This window comes from Rhodococcus sp. 077-4, from assembly GCF_047782425.1.
GTDB lineage: Bacteria > Actinomycetota > Actinomycetes > Mycobacteriales > Mycobacteriaceae > Rhodococcoides.
Map to the genome: position 1 here is coordinate 263,919 of NZ_JAJPWC010000002.1, position 16,585 is coordinate 280,503.

The 16,585-nt window shown below is 64.6% G+C and carries 17 protein-coding genes; 10 read left to right on the forward strand and 7 right to left on the reverse strand.

Annotated features, from left to right (window positions below):
- Positions 1-146: 146 nt before the first annotated feature.
- Complete coding sequence (locus ACNEOT_RS10685; RefSeq protein ID WP_415973972.1) at positions 147-626, reverse strand: Lrp/AsnC family transcriptional regulator; 480 nt, start codon at positions 624-626, stop codon at positions 147-149.
- A 135-nt stretch (positions 627-761) separates the two neighbouring features.
- On the opposite strand from ACNEOT_RS10685, the gene pdhA reads away from it, so the two are divergent.
- The 4 genes from pdhA to ACNEOT_RS10705 are packed head-to-tail and all read left to right on the forward strand — an operon-like array spanning position 762 to position 6,350.
- Complete coding sequence (gene pdhA, locus ACNEOT_RS10690; RefSeq protein WP_415973973.1) at positions 762-1,844, forward strand: pyruvate dehydrogenase (acetyl-transferring) E1 component subunit alpha; 1,083 nt, start codon at positions 762-764, stop codon at positions 1,842-1,844.
- A complete protein-coding gene (locus ACNEOT_RS10695) occupies positions 1,841-2,845 on the forward strand; it encodes an alpha-ketoacid dehydrogenase subunit beta (protein ID WP_415973974.1) in 1,005 nt (334 codons plus the stop codon). Before pdhA ends, ACNEOT_RS10695 begins: the two co-directional genes overlap by 4 nt.
- Positions 2,846-2,881: 36 nt before the next feature.
- Complete coding sequence (locus tag ACNEOT_RS10700; protein ID WP_415973975.1) at positions 2,882-4,147, forward strand: dihydrolipoamide acetyltransferase family protein; 1,266 nt, start codon at positions 2,882-2,884, stop codon at positions 4,145-4,147.
- 55 nt (positions 4,148-4,202) lie between these two features.
- The gene (locus ACNEOT_RS10705; RefSeq protein ID WP_415973976.1) at positions 4,203-6,350 is read left to right on the forward strand and encodes a thiamine pyrophosphate-dependent enzyme; all 2,148 of its coding nucleotides are present in this window, start codon (positions 4,203-4,205) and stop codon (positions 6,348-6,350) included.
- Position 6,351: 1 nt separating this feature from the next.
- On the opposite strand, the gene ACNEOT_RS10710 is transcribed toward ACNEOT_RS10705, so the two are convergent.
- A complete protein-coding gene (locus tag ACNEOT_RS10710) occupies positions 6,352-7,833 on the reverse strand; it encodes an MDR family MFS transporter (protein ID WP_415973977.1) in 1,482 nt (493 codons plus the stop codon).
- A gap of 131 nt (positions 7,834-7,964) precedes the next feature.
- On the opposite strand from ACNEOT_RS10710, the gene ACNEOT_RS10715 reads away from it, so the two are divergent.
- On the forward strand, positions 7,965-8,582 hold the full coding sequence (locus tag ACNEOT_RS10715; protein ID WP_415973978.1) for a TetR/AcrR family transcriptional regulator: 618 nt from the start codon (positions 7,965-7,967) through the stop codon (positions 8,580-8,582).
- Between the two features lie 67 nt (positions 8,583-8,649).
- Here the strand turns inward: ACNEOT_RS10715 and ACNEOT_RS10720 are convergent, their stop codons facing one another.
- Together ACNEOT_RS10720 and ACNEOT_RS10725 are read right to left on the reverse strand one after the other, a co-directional pair.
- The gene (locus ACNEOT_RS10720; RefSeq protein ID WP_415973979.1) at positions 8,650-9,795 is read right to left on the reverse strand and encodes an NAD(P)/FAD-dependent oxidoreductase; all 1,146 of its coding nucleotides are present in this window, start codon (positions 9,793-9,795) and stop codon (positions 8,650-8,652) included.
- The gene (locus tag ACNEOT_RS10725) at positions 9,792-10,289 is read right to left on the reverse strand and encodes an Lrp/AsnC family transcriptional regulator (protein ID WP_415973980.1); all 498 of its coding nucleotides are present in this window, start codon (positions 10,287-10,289) and stop codon (positions 9,792-9,794) included. The genes ACNEOT_RS10720 and ACNEOT_RS10725 overlap by 4 nt, the downstream gene beginning before the upstream one ends.
- A 170-nt stretch (positions 10,290-10,459) precedes the next feature.
- On the opposite strand from ACNEOT_RS10725, the gene ACNEOT_RS10730 reads away from it, so the two are divergent.
- From ACNEOT_RS10730 to ACNEOT_RS10740, 3 genes are read left to right on the forward strand one after another with little or no spacing between them, the layout of a single operon-like run.
- A complete protein-coding gene (locus ACNEOT_RS10730) occupies positions 10,460-11,032 on the forward strand; it encodes an antibiotic biosynthesis monooxygenase (RefSeq protein WP_415973981.1) in 573 nt (190 codons plus the stop codon).
- A gap of 32 nt (positions 11,033-11,064) precedes the next feature.
- The gene (locus tag ACNEOT_RS10735) at positions 11,065-11,835 is read left to right on the forward strand and encodes a tyrosine-protein phosphatase (RefSeq protein WP_415973982.1); all 771 of its coding nucleotides are present in this window, start codon (positions 11,065-11,067) and stop codon (positions 11,833-11,835) included.
- A 17-nt stretch (positions 11,836-11,852) separates the two neighbouring features.
- Positions 11,853-12,377, forward strand: coding sequence for a peroxiredoxin (locus ACNEOT_RS10740; RefSeq protein ID WP_415973983.1), 525 nt, complete (start codon positions 11,853-11,855; stop codon positions 12,375-12,377).
- 3 nt (positions 12,378-12,380) lie between these two features.
- Here the strand turns inward: ACNEOT_RS10740 and ACNEOT_RS10745 are convergent, their stop codons facing one another.
- A complete protein-coding gene (locus ACNEOT_RS10745; protein ID WP_259467969.1) occupies positions 12,381-12,503 on the reverse strand; it encodes a hypothetical protein in 123 nt (40 codons plus the stop codon).
- 177 nt (positions 12,504-12,680) lie between these two features.
- On the opposite strand from ACNEOT_RS10745, the gene ACNEOT_RS10750 reads away from it, so the two are divergent.
- Positions 12,681-13,808, forward strand: a complete 1,128-nt coding sequence (locus ACNEOT_RS10750) for a class I SAM-dependent methyltransferase (RefSeq protein WP_415973984.1) — start codon at positions 12,681-12,683, stop codon at positions 13,806-13,808.
- Between the two features lie 4 nt (positions 13,809-13,812).
- Here the strand turns inward: ACNEOT_RS10750 and ACNEOT_RS10755 are convergent, their stop codons facing one another.
- Complete coding sequence (locus ACNEOT_RS10755) at positions 13,813-14,238, reverse strand: hypothetical protein (protein WP_415973985.1); 426 nt, start codon at positions 14,236-14,238, stop codon at positions 13,813-13,815.
- A 198-nt stretch (positions 14,239-14,436) separates the two neighbouring features.
- On the opposite strand from ACNEOT_RS10755, the gene ACNEOT_RS10760 reads away from it, so the two are divergent.
- Positions 14,437-15,285, forward strand: coding sequence for a Bax inhibitor-1/YccA family membrane protein (locus ACNEOT_RS10760; protein WP_415973986.1), 849 nt, complete (start codon positions 14,437-14,439; stop codon positions 15,283-15,285).
- Positions 15,286-15,350: 65 nt separating this feature from the next.
- On the opposite strand, the gene ACNEOT_RS10765 is transcribed toward ACNEOT_RS10760, so the two are convergent.
- Positions 15,351-16,571, reverse strand: a complete 1,221-nt coding sequence (locus tag ACNEOT_RS10765) for an acetyl-CoA C-acetyltransferase (RefSeq protein WP_415973987.1) — start codon at positions 16,569-16,571, stop codon at positions 15,351-15,353.
- Between the last annotated feature and the right edge of the window lie 14 nt (positions 16,572-16,585).

Sequence of the window (16,585 nt, forward strand, 5' to 3'; positions counted from 1 at the left end):
GGCGATACCGGAAATCGGTGGTATCCGGAAGTCTTTGTCCGTCACAGAGTGTCGCTTTAGGTGCACGGTTGTCGACCGGCGCTGCCGAGAGTGTGCATGTTGCACGGTGCGGTCCCCGATCGATCCTTCGGGGATGGTCGGGTTGCTCAGCGACGGCCGTCTTCGGCGAGTTGCTCGAGCAACGGCTTGGTGCGGTACTGAATCAGTTCCGACATCGCGATCGACATGTTGGTGCGCTCGACTCCGGGGATATCGAGTATGAGGCCGGCGATGCGATACAGGTCGTCGGCGTCGACTGCGGCGATGCGAATGTGCATGTCCGCGGCTCCCGACAGTCCGAAGACCTCGAGCACCTCCGGAATGGTGCGGAGGTGCTCGGTGGCAGCCGCCAGGGTGTGTTGATTGACCTGTGCGGTCACGAACGCCTGCAGCGGCCGTCCCAACGACTTCGGCGGGATGCGGTGATCGATCGGAGTGAGCGACCCTTTGTCGTCCCATCGGCCGAGGCGTGCCTGGACGGTGTTTCGCGAAAGGTTGAGTGTGGTGGCGAGTTCGACGCCGGTGGCCCGTGGTTTCGCGCAGAGGGCGAGGAGGAGTCGGGCGTCGGTCTTGTCCAAATCGGTCATTGCGCACTTCCTGTCGCTCGGTCGTTACTCAATATTGTGCACACTGCGCAGTCGTGAAGTCAGCACTTGTGCAGGGTGGATGACGGTGGTGTGCTTTGTGAAGGACATCACATCACGACGGAGAGTGCCACGAACATGAACACCACCTCGCTGGTACAGCTGATAAAAGAATCCGGAACCGTGGTCCGCAACGAGACCTACTCGCCCCTCGTCGCCGATATCGACACGGCCGCGATGATGGAGATGTACCGCGATCTCGTGGTCGTCCGGCGCATCGACACCGAGGCGACCGCGTTGCAGCGGCAGGGTGAACTGGGACTGTGGGCACCGTTGCTCGGGCAGGAAGCGGCGCAGGTCGGTTCGGCCCGGGCACTCGACACCGAGGACTTCGTGTTCGCGAGTTATCGCGAGCACGGCGTCGCCTACTGCCGCGGCGTCGACCCCACCCAGATGCTGCGCTTCTGGCGCGGATCGACGTTGTCCGGCTGGGACCCGTACGAATACCGCATGACGACGCCGGCGATCATCGTCGGATCGCAGGGCCTGCATGCGACCGGCTACGCCATCGGCATGCAGCTCGAAGGAGCCGAGGGCGCGGCCATCACCTACTTCGGCGACGGCGCAACCAGCCAGGGCGACATTTCCGAGGCACTCGGCTTCGCAGCGAGCTTTCATGCACCGGTGGTGTTCTTCTGCCAGAACAATCAGTGGGCCATCTCCGAACCGGTTACGGTGCAGACGAAGTCGACGATCGCTGCCCGCGGTGAGGGATACGGGATTCCGTCGGTACGCGTCGACGGCAACGACGTTCTCGCCGTTCTGGCCGTGACCAGGGCGGCGCTCGCCCGAGCCCGCGAAGGCAGCGGCCCGACGCTCATCGAGGCCGTCACCTACCGCATGGGCCCGCACACCACCTCCGACGATCCGACGCGATACCGCTCGGGTGCCACCGATGACGAATGGCGCGCGAAGGATCCGATCGACCGGATCGAGAAGCTGCTCAGGCGAATCGGCGTGTTCGACGACGAGTTCGCCGCCTCGGTGAAGCAGACCGCCGACGACGTCGCTGCCGAGCTTCGGCGGGGCTGCCTCGAAACCGTGGAACCGGCCGCGATGTCGGTGTTCGACAACGTCTACGCCGACCCCCACCCTCTCCTGGACGACGAGCGAGCCCAATTCGCCTCGTACCAGGCCGGATTCGAAGGAGTTTCGTCATGACCACTCTGGAGCGGCCTGCAAACCTTCCGCTCGGCAAGGCCATCAATGCGGGGCTGCGGCGAGCGATGGAGAACGACCCGAAAGTCCTGCTGATGGGCGAGGACATCGGCAAACTCGGCGGCGTCTTCCGCATCACCGACGGGCTGCAGAAGGACTTCGGCCCCGGGCGAGTGCTCGACATGCCGTTGGCGGAATCGGGCATCATCGGTACCGCCGTCGGGCTCGCGATGCGAGGGTTTCGGCCGGTCTGTGAGATCCAGTTCGACGGTTTCATCTACCCGGCGTTCGACCAGATCGTCTCGCAGGTGGCCAAACTGCACTATCGCACCAGCGGCAACGTCAAGATCCCGATGACGATCCGGGTGCCGTACGGCGGCGGAATCGGTGCAGTGGAGCACCACTCCGAATCTCCCGAAGGCTACTTTGCCCAGACCGCGGGCCTTCGCGTCGTCACGTGCAGCAATGCTGCCGACGGCTACTCGATGATTCAGCAGGCGATCGCCAGTGACGATCCGGTGCTGTTCTTCGAACCGAAGCGTCGGTACTGGGAGAAGAGCCCGATCGACCTCGACGCCACCGACCTCGGCGCGTCATATCCGTTGCATCGGGCGCGGGTGGTCTCCGAGGGCACCGACGTCACCCTGATCGCCTACGGCCCGCTTGTCGCCACTGCACTCAAGGCCGCCGAAGTGGCTGCCCACGAGGGTATATCGATCGAGGTCATCGATCTTCGCTCGCTCTCGCCCATCGACTTCGAGACCATCGAGGCCTCGGTACGCAAGACCGGGCGGCTGGTCGTCACCCACGAGGCGCCGGTGTTCATGGGACTCGGTTCGGAGATCGCCGCTCGAATCTCCGAACGGTGCTTCTACAACCTCGAAGCGCCGGTGTTGCGTGTCGGTGGTTTCGGCACCCCGTACCCCGCGTCGAAACTGGAGAAGTTCTACCTTCCCGACGTCGACCGGATCCTCGACGCCGTCGACCGCTGCCGCTCGCACTGACCTCGCCCCCCGACACACTCCGAACAGGATTCGACGATGTCCACCATCAAGAGCTTTCCGTTGCCCGACCTCGGGGAGGGCCTCACCGAGGCCGACCTGCTGACCTGGCTCGTCGCGGTCGGCGACACCATCGAGTTGAATCAGAACATCGCCGAGGTCGAAACTGCGAAGGCCGCCGTCGAGCTTCCGTCACCATTTGCTGGTGTCGTTGCTGCGCTGCATGTTTCGGAGGGCGACACGGTCGAGGTCGGCGTGCCGATCATCGACATCAGGGTCGGCGGCGACGAGCCCGAGCTCGTTGCTCCCGTTGCCGACACGGCAGTCCCAGCCGAGGACGGGGACGAACGTGTGCCGGTTCTCGTCGGCTACGGCGTGGCGAAAGAAGGCTCCAGTCGGCGCGGTGGCCGCGTAGTGCCTGCGGTTGCGCAGACGCCGAGCGGGCAGAACGGGAAGCCGCTCGCGGCGCCGCCGGTGCGAAAGATGGCCAAGGACAATGCCGTCGACCTGGCCGAGGTGCCCGCCACCGGGGATCGAGGCAATGTCACCGGTGAGGATGTCGAGACCTACCTGAAGGGTGAGAAGCAGGCAGGGGAGCGGAGAGGCCGCGAGGAGCGCACCCCGATCAAGGGGGTGCGCAAACATACGGCGGATGCGATGGTGCGCAGTGCATTCACCGCTCCACACGTCACCGAGTTCGTGACGGTGGACGTCACCGAGACATTGACACTGCTCGATTCCCTGCGGTCCTCGGCCCACTTCGCGGACGTCCGTCTGACCCCGTTGGCTCTGGTGGCCAAGGCGGTTCTCGTTGCGCTGAAATCGAATCCATCGCTCAACTCGTCCTGGGACGAAGCAACACAGGAGATTGTCACCAAGCACTACGTCAACCTCGGTATCGCCGCGGCGACCCCGCGTGGCTTGATGGTTCCCAATATCAAGGACGCACACGAACTCTCCCTGGTGGACATTGGCCGCGCGCTGTCGGATCTGACGCGCACGGCGAAGGAAGGCAAGAGCAGTCCGGCCGACCTCGCCGACGGCACGATCACCATCACCAACGTGGGAGTGTTCGGAGTCGACGCGGGCACCCCGATCCTGAACCCCGGAGAAGCCGCCATTCTCTGCTTCGGCTCCATCCGCCGTATGCCGTGGGAACACGAGGATCAGATCGCATTGCGGTCGGTGACGACCCTCTCGCTCTCGTTCGACCACCGCCTCGTCGACGGCCAGCAAGGATCGCAGTTTCTCGCGCTCGTCGGCCGGCTGTTGAGCTCTCCGGTGGATATGATCGCGCTGGGCTGACTGTGCCGCTCTTGCCGGATGCAGGGCTCGTGCCGGTGGACGGAGAGGGGCGATCGTGGCCGAGGCGATCGATGCGCATTTTCTGGATCGGATCCGGGTCGCCGGGACGGGTGGCCGTGAGCTCGCCGATCCGGATCGTGTACTGAGGTACTTCGATGCCCAGCTCGCCAGCCGGCATCTGGACTTCGCGGCCCGCTGGCTGCAGTCGATCGGATTCGGCTACTACACCATCGGATCGTCCGGGCACGAGGCCGATGCGGCCGTCGGCGCGGCGACCGCAGTCACCGATCCGGCTCTGCTGCACTATCGATCCGGTGCCTTCTACAATGCACGTGCGCAACAGTATTCGGCTTCGAATCCGATCCGTGACGTGCTTGCCGGGTTGGTCGCCGCCACACACGATCCCATCTCCGGTGGACGTCACAAGGTGTTCGGACATCCGGATCTGGGCATCGTGCCACAGACATCGACCATCGGTTCGCAGGTGCCGCGCGCGGTCGGACTGGCATTCGCGCTGGGGCGAGCGAAGGCTCTGCGTCATCGAACCCCGTGGCCCGAGAACGCCATCGTGGTGTGCAGTTTCGGCGATGCCTCGGCCAATCACTCCACGACCGTCGGTGCGCTCAACTCGGCTGCCTACTGTGCGCACCGATCCATCCCGATGCCGATCCTGTTCGTCTGCGAGGACAACAAAATCGGAATCAGTACCCGATCTCCGCGTGGTTGGATTGCGCAGTCGCTCGGCAGGTTCGCCTCGATGGAATACATGCGAGCCGACGGCACCGATCCGGTGGCACTGATGGAAACCGTGGATGCTGCCGTCGCCGCGGTGCGATCCGGCCGTCGTCCGGTTGTCCTGCATCTCGAGACGGTCCGGCTGATGGGTCACGCCGGATCCGACGCCGAACTCGCGTACCGCACCAGCGCTGACATCGTCGGCGACTATGCGCGAGATCCATTGCTCGCCAGTGCGGCTGCGTTGATCGGGGCCGGAGTGCTGACCGCCGCCGACGTCGAAGCCCGTTACGAGGCGATGCGCGAGACCGTCATGACCGAGGCCGAAACGACGGTCGAGTCACTGAAGTCGGGGCTGTCGACGCGACTCGCCTCTGCGAAGGCGGTGATGGCTCCACTCACGGAACGTCTACCGATCGCCGTGGCCGCCACCGAGCAGAGCCTGCGAGGTGCGCACGGCGAGGAGCGTCTGACCCTGGCCGCGATGATCAACAGGACGCTCTCCGACATCATGGCGGAGCGATCGGACGTCCTCGTGTTCGGGGAGGACGTCGCCGTCAAGGGCGGCGTCTACGGCGTCACCAAGGGGTTGCGTAAAAAATTCGGTGCAGCAAAGGTTTTCGATACGGTGCTCGACGAGCAGACCGTACTCGGCACCGCGCTCGGTGCTGCGCTCGCGGGGTTCGTTCCGATCCCCGAGATCCAATATCTGGCGTATCTGCACAATGCCGAGGACCAACTGCGCGGTGAGGCCGCGTCGCTCAAGTTCTTCTCCGACTCCCACTTCACCAACGGGATGGTGGTGCGCGTCGCCGGCCTGGCGTATCAACGCGGTTTCGGCGGGCACTTCCACAACGACAACGCGGTCGCCGTTCTCCGCGATATACCGGGCATCGTCGTGGCCGTTCCCAGTTCCGCGGCCGAGGCTGCCGGTCTGCTGCGGACCTGTGTCGCGATGGCTGTCGAGGAGGGGCGCGTGTGCGTGTTCCTGGAGCCGATCGCGCTGTACCACCGAGTCGATCTTCACGACGGCGACGGAGCATTGCGGTGCGTCGACGACGTTTCGGTCGAGTTCGGCGCCGTCGCAACCTATCTCGGGGGAGGCGATCTTGCCATCGTCACGTTCGGTAACGGTGTGGTGATGAGCAGGCGCGCGGCGTCGAGGTTGAGTGAACGCGGCATCGGCGTGACCATCGTCGATCTGCGGTGGATCGTGCCGCTACCGACCGAGGATCTGCTGCAACGGCTCTCGCGATTCGATCGAGTGCTGATCGCCGACGAGACCCGGCACGACGCGGGAGTGGGAGAGGGCGTGGTGACGGCCCTGATCGAGGGTGGCTACGCGGGTGCGATCCGCCGAGTGGCGAGCAAGAATTCGTTCGTTCCGCTGGGGGCAGCAGCCGATCTCGTCCTCCTGGCGGAGGACGAGATCGTTTCTGCGGCAGTGGAGATCGTCGAATTCGGTTGACTCAGTGCACCGGCTGTACGGAAGCGGCCTCGTCGAGATCGCTGCGTGCCTGGGCCCGGATGAAGAACGACGCCGCCACCGCCACCAGAGACACCGCACCGCCGTAGAGGAAGGCGGTGTGGATGCCTGCCTCGGAGCCACCCACAGTGGTTGCGCCGTCGGAGATTCGGGCTGCTGCAGTATTCGACATCACGGTGACGAACAGTGCGGTACCTGCGGCACCGGCCAACTGCTGGACCGTGCTGAAGATTGCGCTTCCGTGCGAGTACAGCTGGGTGGGAAGCGAACCCAGTGCCGAGGTCATCAGCGGAGTCATGATGAACGCGAGCCCCGCCGAGAGCAGCATGTGGATGCCGATCACCAACGGCAGCGCGGTGTGCGCGTCGAGCACGGTCATCGACCACAGGGCGGCGCTCATCACGATGGCTCCCGGAATCACCAACGGTCGCGGCCCGACTCGGTCGAAGATTCGGCCGACGAACGGGGCGAGCAGGCCCATCAGCAGTCCGCCGGGGAGCAGCATCAGTCCGGTGTCCAGGGTGTCGAGACCGCGGACGTTCTGCAGGTACATCGGCAGCAGGATCAGAGCACCGAACAAGGCCATCATCGAGATCGCGATCATGCCGAGGCCGATGCTGAAAGTGGGGGTACGGAACGGACGCATGTCCAGCAGAGCTCCACCGTGATCTTGCCGGGCGATCTGACGCAGCACGAATACCACGAGGGCAATCGCTCCGACCAGCAGTGGCAGCCATACCGGCACCACGGATTCCTCGGCCGAATGTCCCAGGCTGCTCAGTCCGTAGACGATTCCGCCGAACGCCAAGGCGGACAACACGACCGACGGCGGGTCGAACGACGGACGACTGGTTCGGGTCACGTTCTTCACCAGCGTGGTTCCGATCGCGAACGCGAGGAGTGCGATGGGGAGGACCAGCCAGAACATCCAACGCCAGTTCAGTGAATCGAGGATGATTCCCGAGATGGTCGGACCGATGGCGGGGGCCACGGCGATGACGATGGAGATGACGCCCATCATTGCGCCGCGCTTGTGCGCCGGCACTACCGTGAGCACGGTGGTCATGAGCAGCGGCAACATGATTGCGGTGCCGCTGGCCTGGGTGACGCGTCCGAGCAGGAGCAGCTCGAAGCCCGAGGCAGAGGCAGCGAGCAGCGTGCCGACGGTGAACAGCGTCATCGCCGCGACGAATACCTGACGCAGTGTGAATCGCTGGAACAGGAATCCGGTGATGGGGATGACCACGGCCATGGTCAGCAGGAATCCGGTGGTGAGCCACTGTGCGGTGGTCGCCGTGATGCTCAGGTCGACCATCAGGGTCGGTAGTGCCACGCTCATGATCGTCTCGTTGAGGATCATGACGAACGCCGCAATGACGAGGATGCCGATGAGCAGCTTGCTGCCCGGCGCGAGTTCGCCGTCCGGCATGGGCTCGGATACGTGGTCGGTCTGAGGTGAGGTCATCGGACGCTTTCGAGTATGGGTACAAGGTGCGGATTTTCGGCCCGCCGGGGCAGCTTGAATCATCATGACAGTGACTGTCAATTTGAAGTGTACTGGTAAGTTGACAGCGAGAACATGAGGGAGTGACGAGGATGACCGAACGAGTGCCGGATCTGCGAGAGCGGCGTCGACGCGACACCCAGCTCGAGATCACCCGTGCTGCGCTCGACCTGTTCGAGAAGCAAGGGTGCGCCGCGACGACGGTCGACGAGATCGCGCGTCGGGCCGGGGTGTCGCCCAGTACGTTCTTCCGCAGCTTCGCGTCGAAGGAAGAATCCGTTCTCGAAAACGACCCGGAGCTCGACGTCGACCTGAACGCCTGGCTGGCGTCCACGGTGCCGGAGAACATCACCATCACCGGTATCGAAGCACTCTACGAGCGATCCGTCGAACGATTTTCCTCCGCACCGGACGAGGTCCGAGATCGTCTCCGGCGTACCCGACGGCTGATCGGGTCCGACGCGCACCTGCGATCCGCGGCTTTCGCCCACGACGCGATGACGTTGTGCCGCGTCACCGATGCGGTGGCCGAGAGGCTCGGTGGCCACGAGCCACGTTCCTACGCAAGACTTCTGGTCGAGGGGGCCGGCATGGTCATGCGCATCGCCTTCGACGACTGGGCCGAACGAGTCGACGGTGGGCAGGACGCCGATCTACTCGACATCTACCGAACCACGGTGCATGACCTACGACGCGTCGTGGCCGGCTGAGCTATCCGTCGTGAGTGGAACTTCGTAGCAGGGGTCGAACTTTCGTGCACCTGGCGCGAAGCGCCTCTCACCCCAGGCGGCTGGGCGACAGGTCCGCTTCGTCGAGCCCCTTCACTGCCACGTCCTCCGGAACCCGCTCTCCGCGAACGATTGTCGCGCCTACCCGGGCCAACGCCGCACACGTCTGAATTCCGTATCCACCCTGACCGGCGCACCAGAAGAAGCCCTCGACTTGTCGATCGAAGCCCACGACCGGGGTGCGATCGGGAACGAAACTGCGCAGCCCTGCCCAGGACGAACGAACATGTCGGGCCGTCAATGTGGTCGCCTCGGCGATAGCGTCGAACGCGCGCGCCATCTCCAACTCGTCGGGACGCGCGTCGCTCGGTTCGGTGGGAGTTTCATCGGCCGGAGAGCACAACAGTTGAGCGCCCTCGGGTTTGATGTAGAACTTCTCGTCCATATCGCTCAGCGTCGCCAGATGTGCCGTGTCGAGATTCTCGGGCGCGGCGACCATGAACACCGACCGCCGCATCGGGACGAGTCCGATGGTGTCGGCACCGGCCATCGCGCCGACCACGTCAGCCCATGCGCCCGCTGCGTCGACAACCAGGGGAGCGATGTGGACCGACCCGTTCATGGTGTGTACGTGCCACAGGCCGTCGATTCGCTCGAGTCGCGTCACTCCGGCTCCGGTGAGTACTCGTCCACCTCGATCGCGCAGGCCGCGGACGTAGCCCTGATGCAGTGCGTGGACGTCGACCTCCATCGAATGGGGTTCGTACAGAGCGCAATCGATCAGTTCCGGGCGCAGCGGCGGGAAGAACGCGCGTGCGTCGGCGGGAGAGATGAGCGCAGCGTCGGGTGTCAGTCTGCTGATGTCTGCGTACATGGCCTCGAGCGCGTCGCCTCGCCCGGTGGCCGCGAACTGCAGCAGTGGACGTGGGGCCAGCAGTTCGGATCGGAAGTACTCCGGCGGATGCTCCAGGAATTCTCGGCTGGCCGTCGTCAGAGCGCGAATCGTGCTGTTGCCGTACGTTTCCAAGAACAGGGCGGCAGAGCGCCCGGTGGTGTGGAAGGCCAGGGTCGACTCGCGCTCGAGGAGTGTGACTCGTCGATCGCTCGCGAGTTCGTATCCCAGAGATACGCCCGCTATTCCGCCGCCGATGACCACGACGTCGGTGGTGTTCGATTCATGCTCGGAGGTGGTCATGGATTGCTCCCGTTCGGTCGCTCTGCGCTCCACTGCGCGCCGGGGCCGATCGCCTCGTCGAAGATCAGCCAGGTTCGCGTCGACAATATCCCGTCGAGTCCCTGCAGCTTGTCCAGCACCAGATGGCGTAGCGCCGACATATCGGGAGCGCGGACCAGGACCAGTGCGTCGAAATCTCCGCCCATGAGACTGACGTGTTCGACGAACGGGAAGGTGCTCAGGTCGTCGGCGACGGCGCGCCAGGAATCCTGTCGAATGGACAGCGCCACATACGCGGACGCACCGAACCCGGCTTTCTCGTAGTGGATGCGTGCGGTGAATCCTTCGATGACGCCTTCGTCGATGAGGCGGTCGACGCGTACGTAGGCGTGGGCCCGCGAGATATGAGTCGCCTCGGCCAGGGCGCGCATGGACATGCGGCCGTCGCGGCTGAGCTCGGTGACGATGCGTCGGTCGACGTCGTCGAGTCGGTACTCGGGTTCGGTGTGCGCCATCCGTCCACTCCAGGTCGCTCGAGAGGGGTCTCTGTGGACAAATTGTCGCATCATGTCTGGTTAAGAGCCATCTCTCTTCGATGGGTCTCCCGATTTGAATGTCGGTCCATATGGCAGCACTCTGTGTGGAAGATGTCGATCCACGACGACACGCGCAGAAGGGCTACCGCATGACCACGACCGACACGCTCGATCACGTCACGACCTCGGTCGCACGCCGCGTCCGTCAGGGATACGAAGCAGACTTCGTGGACTGGACCGACCACGGGATAGCCCTCGTCCGAACCTTTCCCGGATTTCTCGGCGGTGGTTGGCTGCGCAGTTCCGGCGAATCCAACGACTACCACGTGGTGTACCGATTCGAGACACACGACCACCTGGACGCATGGTTGCGTTCGGACGCCAGGAGAACCTGGCTCGGTACCGGCCGTCCTATCGCCGACGACGTTGCGACACATCGACTTTCCGGTGTCGAGGGGTGGTTCGAGCCGCAGTCCAACCTCACCGACGCGGTTCGAGTGATCGGTGGCCCGCCGCCGCGGTGGAAGCAGGCGATCTCGATCGGCGTTGCCTTCTATGCCGTCAGTCTGCTGGTCAACATCGTTCTCACGCCTCACTTGACCGATCTGAACGTGGCTCTGCGCACTGCAGTTGTGGTGACGATGTGTACGCCGTCGATGGTCTACGTGGTGATGCCGTTCGTCACTGCCCGGCTGCGTAGGTGGCTGGCACCGCGCACCTAGAATCGTGCGCGGCGTTCGATACAGTCGAGCCCATGCCTGACGCTCGTGCCCACGACCAGTTCGTCCTCGACGGAGCGTGGAACTTTCGGGATCTCGGCGGTACCCGCACGACCGAAGGCGCAACGATTCGGCCGGGAGTGCTCTATCGCGCATCCGAGTTGAGTGCGCTGACCGAGCGTGGTCAGCGCACCGTCGCCGAGCTGGGGATTCGAACGGTGTTCGACTTTCGCGGTGACTCGGAGCGAAATCGAAGCGGCGTGGACCGAGTTCCCGCAGGCGTCGATTCGATCTCGGTGCCGTTCGACAACGAGCGAGGCGAGCGCGCCCCGCACGAAGCTCCGATGGACGACGAACAGAGCCAGGTGGACTACATGCTTCGGGCATACGCGTCGTACCCGACTCTCGACGGGGCAGCGTACGCAATCAAACGAGTGGTCGACGCTATTGCCGAGGGGCGCGGCGGAGTCCTGGTGCACTGCGCTGCGGGCAAGGACCGGGCGGGGTGGACGGTAGCCACTGTGCTGCGAGCTGCAGGGGTCGGTGAGGACGACATCGTCGCGGATTACCTCAGAAGCAACGACGCGGCGGAACCGCTGATCGCACACATGCGTCGGACCTGGGCGGGAGTCGAAAATCCCCCCGGCATACCGACCGGCGCGGTGCTGGGGGTTCGCGAGTCCTACCTCGAGCACGGGCTGGCCGTCATGAAGACAGCACACGGCTCGTTCGAGGGGTACCTGAACTACTTGGGCATCGATCGAGATCTCCGACATCGCGTGACCGCGGCCCTCGTCGAAGCCTGAGCGGTAACCTCTGCGCCATGCGTATCGGAAAGACGGCCCCGGATTTCGAGCTCCCGGACCATGCCGGTGTGCGTCGTACGCTCTCCGACCTGACTGCGGCAGGACCGGTCGTGCTGTTCTTCTATCCGGCGGCCAACAGCCCCATCTGCACGGCGCAAGCCTGCCACTTCAGGGATTTGGGCACCGAATTCGACAGACTCGGCGCACGACGGGTGGGTATCAGCACCGACACCCGAGACAGCAACCATCACTTCGCTCTGCAGAGGTCGTTCGATTTCCCGCTGCTGTCGGATAACGACGGTGCGGTCGCCGAACAATACGGGGTGCGGCGGGGTGGGTGGTTCAGCAGGCGACGTCGGCTTCGGGAGCTCGAACGCGGCCACTCCACCACGGGCAAACGCGGGTATGTGCGGCAATTATTGTCCGTGAAGCGGACGACATTCGTGATAGATCGGCACCGGGTGGTGCGGATGGTGGTGCGCAGCGAGCGCGGTCACGTGCATGCGACCAAGGCGCTGGAGTACCTGCGCTACCTGTCTTGAGAGTTATTCGTTGGCACCGCTGAAGAGGGCGGTGTAGACGGCAGGCTTCGACGTCTCGGCATGGGCATCGGTGGAGGCATCGTCCGGGTGGCTGAACAGCGCCTCGTTCTTGTCTTGGTGTTCCATGCCCCGAGCATGCCCTTGATTCGCCGCAATAGCCACTCGCCGCGCGGGCTCTGCCGGCACCCGCACTCTGTCGTGCGCGTTTTGCGTAGCTCCAGCTACGCAAAACGCGCACGACCGGGGAGGGGCCTGCGGAACGACCCCGGACGGTCACGCACAACCGGGTGGGATACTGCTCGAGTGCCCGATGAATCCCTGTTCGATGCCCTGCGGCGTGAGCCCGACGCCGAAGCGCCCAACCTCCACGCCGTCGATGCTGCGGACCGCCTGATTCTCGATACCGTCGACGAACTACCCGGAATCGACCGCACGTCACCGATCGCGGTGATCGGCGACCGGTACGGAGCACTCACCCTCGGGGCTGTCGCGTTGGGATTCACTGCGGTTCGGGTCCATCAGGACGCGGTCACCGGAGTACGGGCACTCGAATTGAACGCCACGCGGGTATCGATGGCGGGCACGTACACCCAGCACGCACTCGGTGCCGGATTGCTCGACGGAGTCGCGGTGGTGCTGATGCAGTTGCCGCGAGGTCTGGCCGAACTGACCGAGATCTCCGAGCACATCGCCGCGCACTCATCGGCAGACGTCGTCGTCCTCGCAGGCGGACGAGACAAACACATGACCCCGGCGATGAACGACGTCCTGCGAAAGTCCTTCGAAACGGTCACCGCAGGCCGAGGACGACAGAAAGCCCGAGTGCTCACCGCGACCGGGGCGGTGGCGTCGGGCATGACGTATCCGGTCAGCAAGCGGATTGCCGACCTCGACTTGACGGTGGTGGCGCACGGTGCGGTGTTCGCGGGGGCCGGACTCGACATCGGGACTCGGTATCTCCTCGAGTACGTTCCGGAGATGCTCCCGCGAGCTCGCGTTGCCGTCGACTTGGGTTGTGGCACAGGAATTCTCGCGACCGAGCTGGCCCGAACCAGGCCCGAGCTCGAGGTCATCGCCACCGATCGCTCGTCCGCAGCGATCGCGTCGGCGTCGGCCACGGCCGAGGCGAACGGGACACGAGTGGCGGTGATCGCCGACGACGCGATGTCCACCTTCGCGTCTGAGTCGGTCGATCTGGTGGTGTGCAACCCGCCGTTTCACGAGGGCGCAGCGGTGCATACGGGCGGGGCGAGCAAGCTGTTCGCGGCGGCAGGCCGAGTACTGCGGCCGGGCGGACAATTGTGGACGGTGTTCAACACTCATCTGAACTATCGCCGCGAACTGGCCGACGCCGTTGGCCCCACCGACCTGATGGGGCGCAACGGCAAGTTCACCGTCGCTCGCTCGGTACGTCCGAGCGAGCAACGGTAGACGGTCAGGTGACCGGACCGCCGTCTTCGGGAGTTCCGTCGATCTGTCCCCGGTTGCGTCCGAGATCCTCGACGAGCGTGCCTTCGACGATCTCGGCCTGACGCTGGCCTTCCGCATAGTCGATGTCGGGGTCCTCGTCCGATTCCTCGATGACGTGGTCCACCAATTCCTCGGTCAGTTCGTCGTCGGGAGTCTTCGCGATGGGCCGGTCGAGATCCTCCTCGACGGCGATGTCCGGTTCCTCTTCGCTGAGCTTGAGGTCCAGGCTCTCGCCCTCGGCTGCTTCGCGAGCGGTGGTGCCGAAGCTGTTCGCTTCGCTCCAGTGGTCGGGAGGATCGACGACGGTGTCGCCGTCGTCGTTACGTACCTCGTCGGAGTCGAGGCTTTCGCTGGGGTCCAGGGTCTGGTCGGGTCCGTCTTCGATTGCCATTTCCTCATAGTGCCCGTTTCGATTCGGTGTCACACACGCGGTCGTCTCCGCGTATGGGGGTGGTAGCCGGTAGAGTCCGATTTGTCCGTCGTAGAAGTTCTTCGCCTGGGAACTTTTGTCCGGATGTCAGACGTTCTACTGATGACCGACGGGGAGATCCCCGGTGGGGATCAGAACTTACGAAGGGATTGAGACACGGTGCGCACCTCCAGCAACCCGGTGTTCCGCAACCTGCCCAAGCAGCAGGGCGGCGGCTACGCCACATTCGGATCTGCGACGGCTGGTGCCTCGCAGGCCGCGACCTTCGGCCAGCATCCCGGAACGCAGGCCGATCCGTACACCACGCAGCCCGCGCAGCGGGCCATGACCATCGACGACGTGGTCACCAAGACCGGCATCACGCTCGGTGTGCTCAGCGTCACGGCGATCATCTCGTACCTGTACGCCTCCGCCAATCCATCGGCCGCACCCGCGCTGCTCATCGCCGGTGGACTGATCGGCTTCGGCCTGGTCATGTTCGCGACGTTCGGCCGCAAGATGGACAACAAGTTCATCGTGCTTGCGTACGCCGCCGCAGAGGGCGTGTTCCTCGGAGCTCTGTCGCTGGTGTTCACCGGTGACTTCTTCGGCATGGGGGGCGGAGCGGGCCTCATCGGTCAGGCCATCCTCGGCACGTTCGGTGTGTTCTTCGGCATGCTGATCGTCTACAAGACCGGGGCCATCCGCGTCACCCCGCGTTTGACCCGCATGATCGTCGGTGCCCTCATCGGTGTCGTCGTCCTCATGCTCGGCAACCTGGTCGCCAGCTTCTTCATGGACGGCGGATTCGGACTGCGTGACGGCGGACCCATCGCCATCATCTTCAGCCTCGTCTGCATCGGCATCGCAGCGTTCAGCTTCCTGCTCGACTTCGACCAGGCCGATCAGCTGATCCGCGCACAGGCTCCGGAGAAGGCAGCCTGGGGCGTCGCCCTCGGCCTGACCATCACCCTGGTGTGGCTCTACGTCGAGATCCTGCGTCTGCTGAGCTACTTCAACAACGACTAGTTCGCACGAGAAAGCCCCGCCACTCCGCTGCAGGAGGGGCGGGGCTTTTCTCGTTTGTGCGAGTGTCAGCTCAGGCGTTCGAGCACCATGGCCATACCCATGCCGCCGCCGACGCACATGGTCTCGACGCCGAACGTCTTGTCCTGTGTCGTCAGGTTGTTCAGCAGCGTGGTGGTGATGCGGGCACCGGTCATGCCGAACGGGTGGCCGATCGCGATGGCGCCGCCGGAGACGTTGAGCTTGTCCTCCCCGATACCGAGGTCGCGAGCCGAACCGAGGACCTGGACTGCGAAGGCCTCGTTGATCTCGAACAGGTCGATGTCGGAGATCGACATGCCGGCGATCTTCAGCGCCTTGCGGGTCGCCTCGATCGGACCGAGGCCCATGATCTCCGGGGACGTGCCAGTGACCCCGGTGGACACGATGCGGGCCAGCGGGGTCAGGCCCAGTTCCTTGGCCTTGGTGTCGCTCATGATGACGAGCGCCGCAGCACCGTCGTTGAGCGGGCACGCGTTGCCCGCGGTGATCGTGCCGTTGGGGCGGAAGACCGGCTTGAGCTGGCTGATCTTCTCGTAGGTGGTGCCGGCGCGGGGTCCGTCGTCGGCGGTGACGACGGTGCCGTCGGGCAGGGTCACCGGGGTGATCTCACGCTCGAAGAAACCGGCGTTGATGGCTTCCTCGGCGCGGTTCTGGCTGCGGACGCCCCAGTGATCCTGATCCTCGCGGGTGATGCCGGTGAGCAGAGCGACGTTCTCGGCCGTCTGCCCCATCGCGATGTACGCGTCGGGCAGCTCGCCGTTCTCGCGGGGGTCGGTCCAGCTGTCCGCGCCCTCTTCCTGTGCCTTCTTGGTGCGGGCTTCGGCGTCGGCGAAGATCGGGTTGTGGCTCTCGGGAAGCGAGTCGGAGCTGCCGTGGATGAAGCTGGACACGCTCTCGACGCCGGCGGAGATGAACACGTCACCCTCGCCTGCCTTGATGGCGTGCAGTGCCATGCGGGTGGTCTGCAGCGAGGACGAACAGTAGCGCGTGATCGTCGTGCCGGGCAGGGAGTCGTACCCGAGCTGGACCGCGACGATGCGAGCGAGGTTGTTGCCCTGCATGCCGCCGGGCAGGCCGCAGCCCAGGAGGAGGTCGTCGATGTCCTTCGGATCGAGCGAGGGCACCTTGGCCAGTGCAGCGGCGACCATCTGAGCGGTGAGGTCGTCCGGGCGAATGTCCTTGAGCGAACCCTTCATCGCCCTGCCGATCGGTGAGCGTGCGGTGGCGACGATGACTGCCTCTGGCATGAGATCTCCTTCGA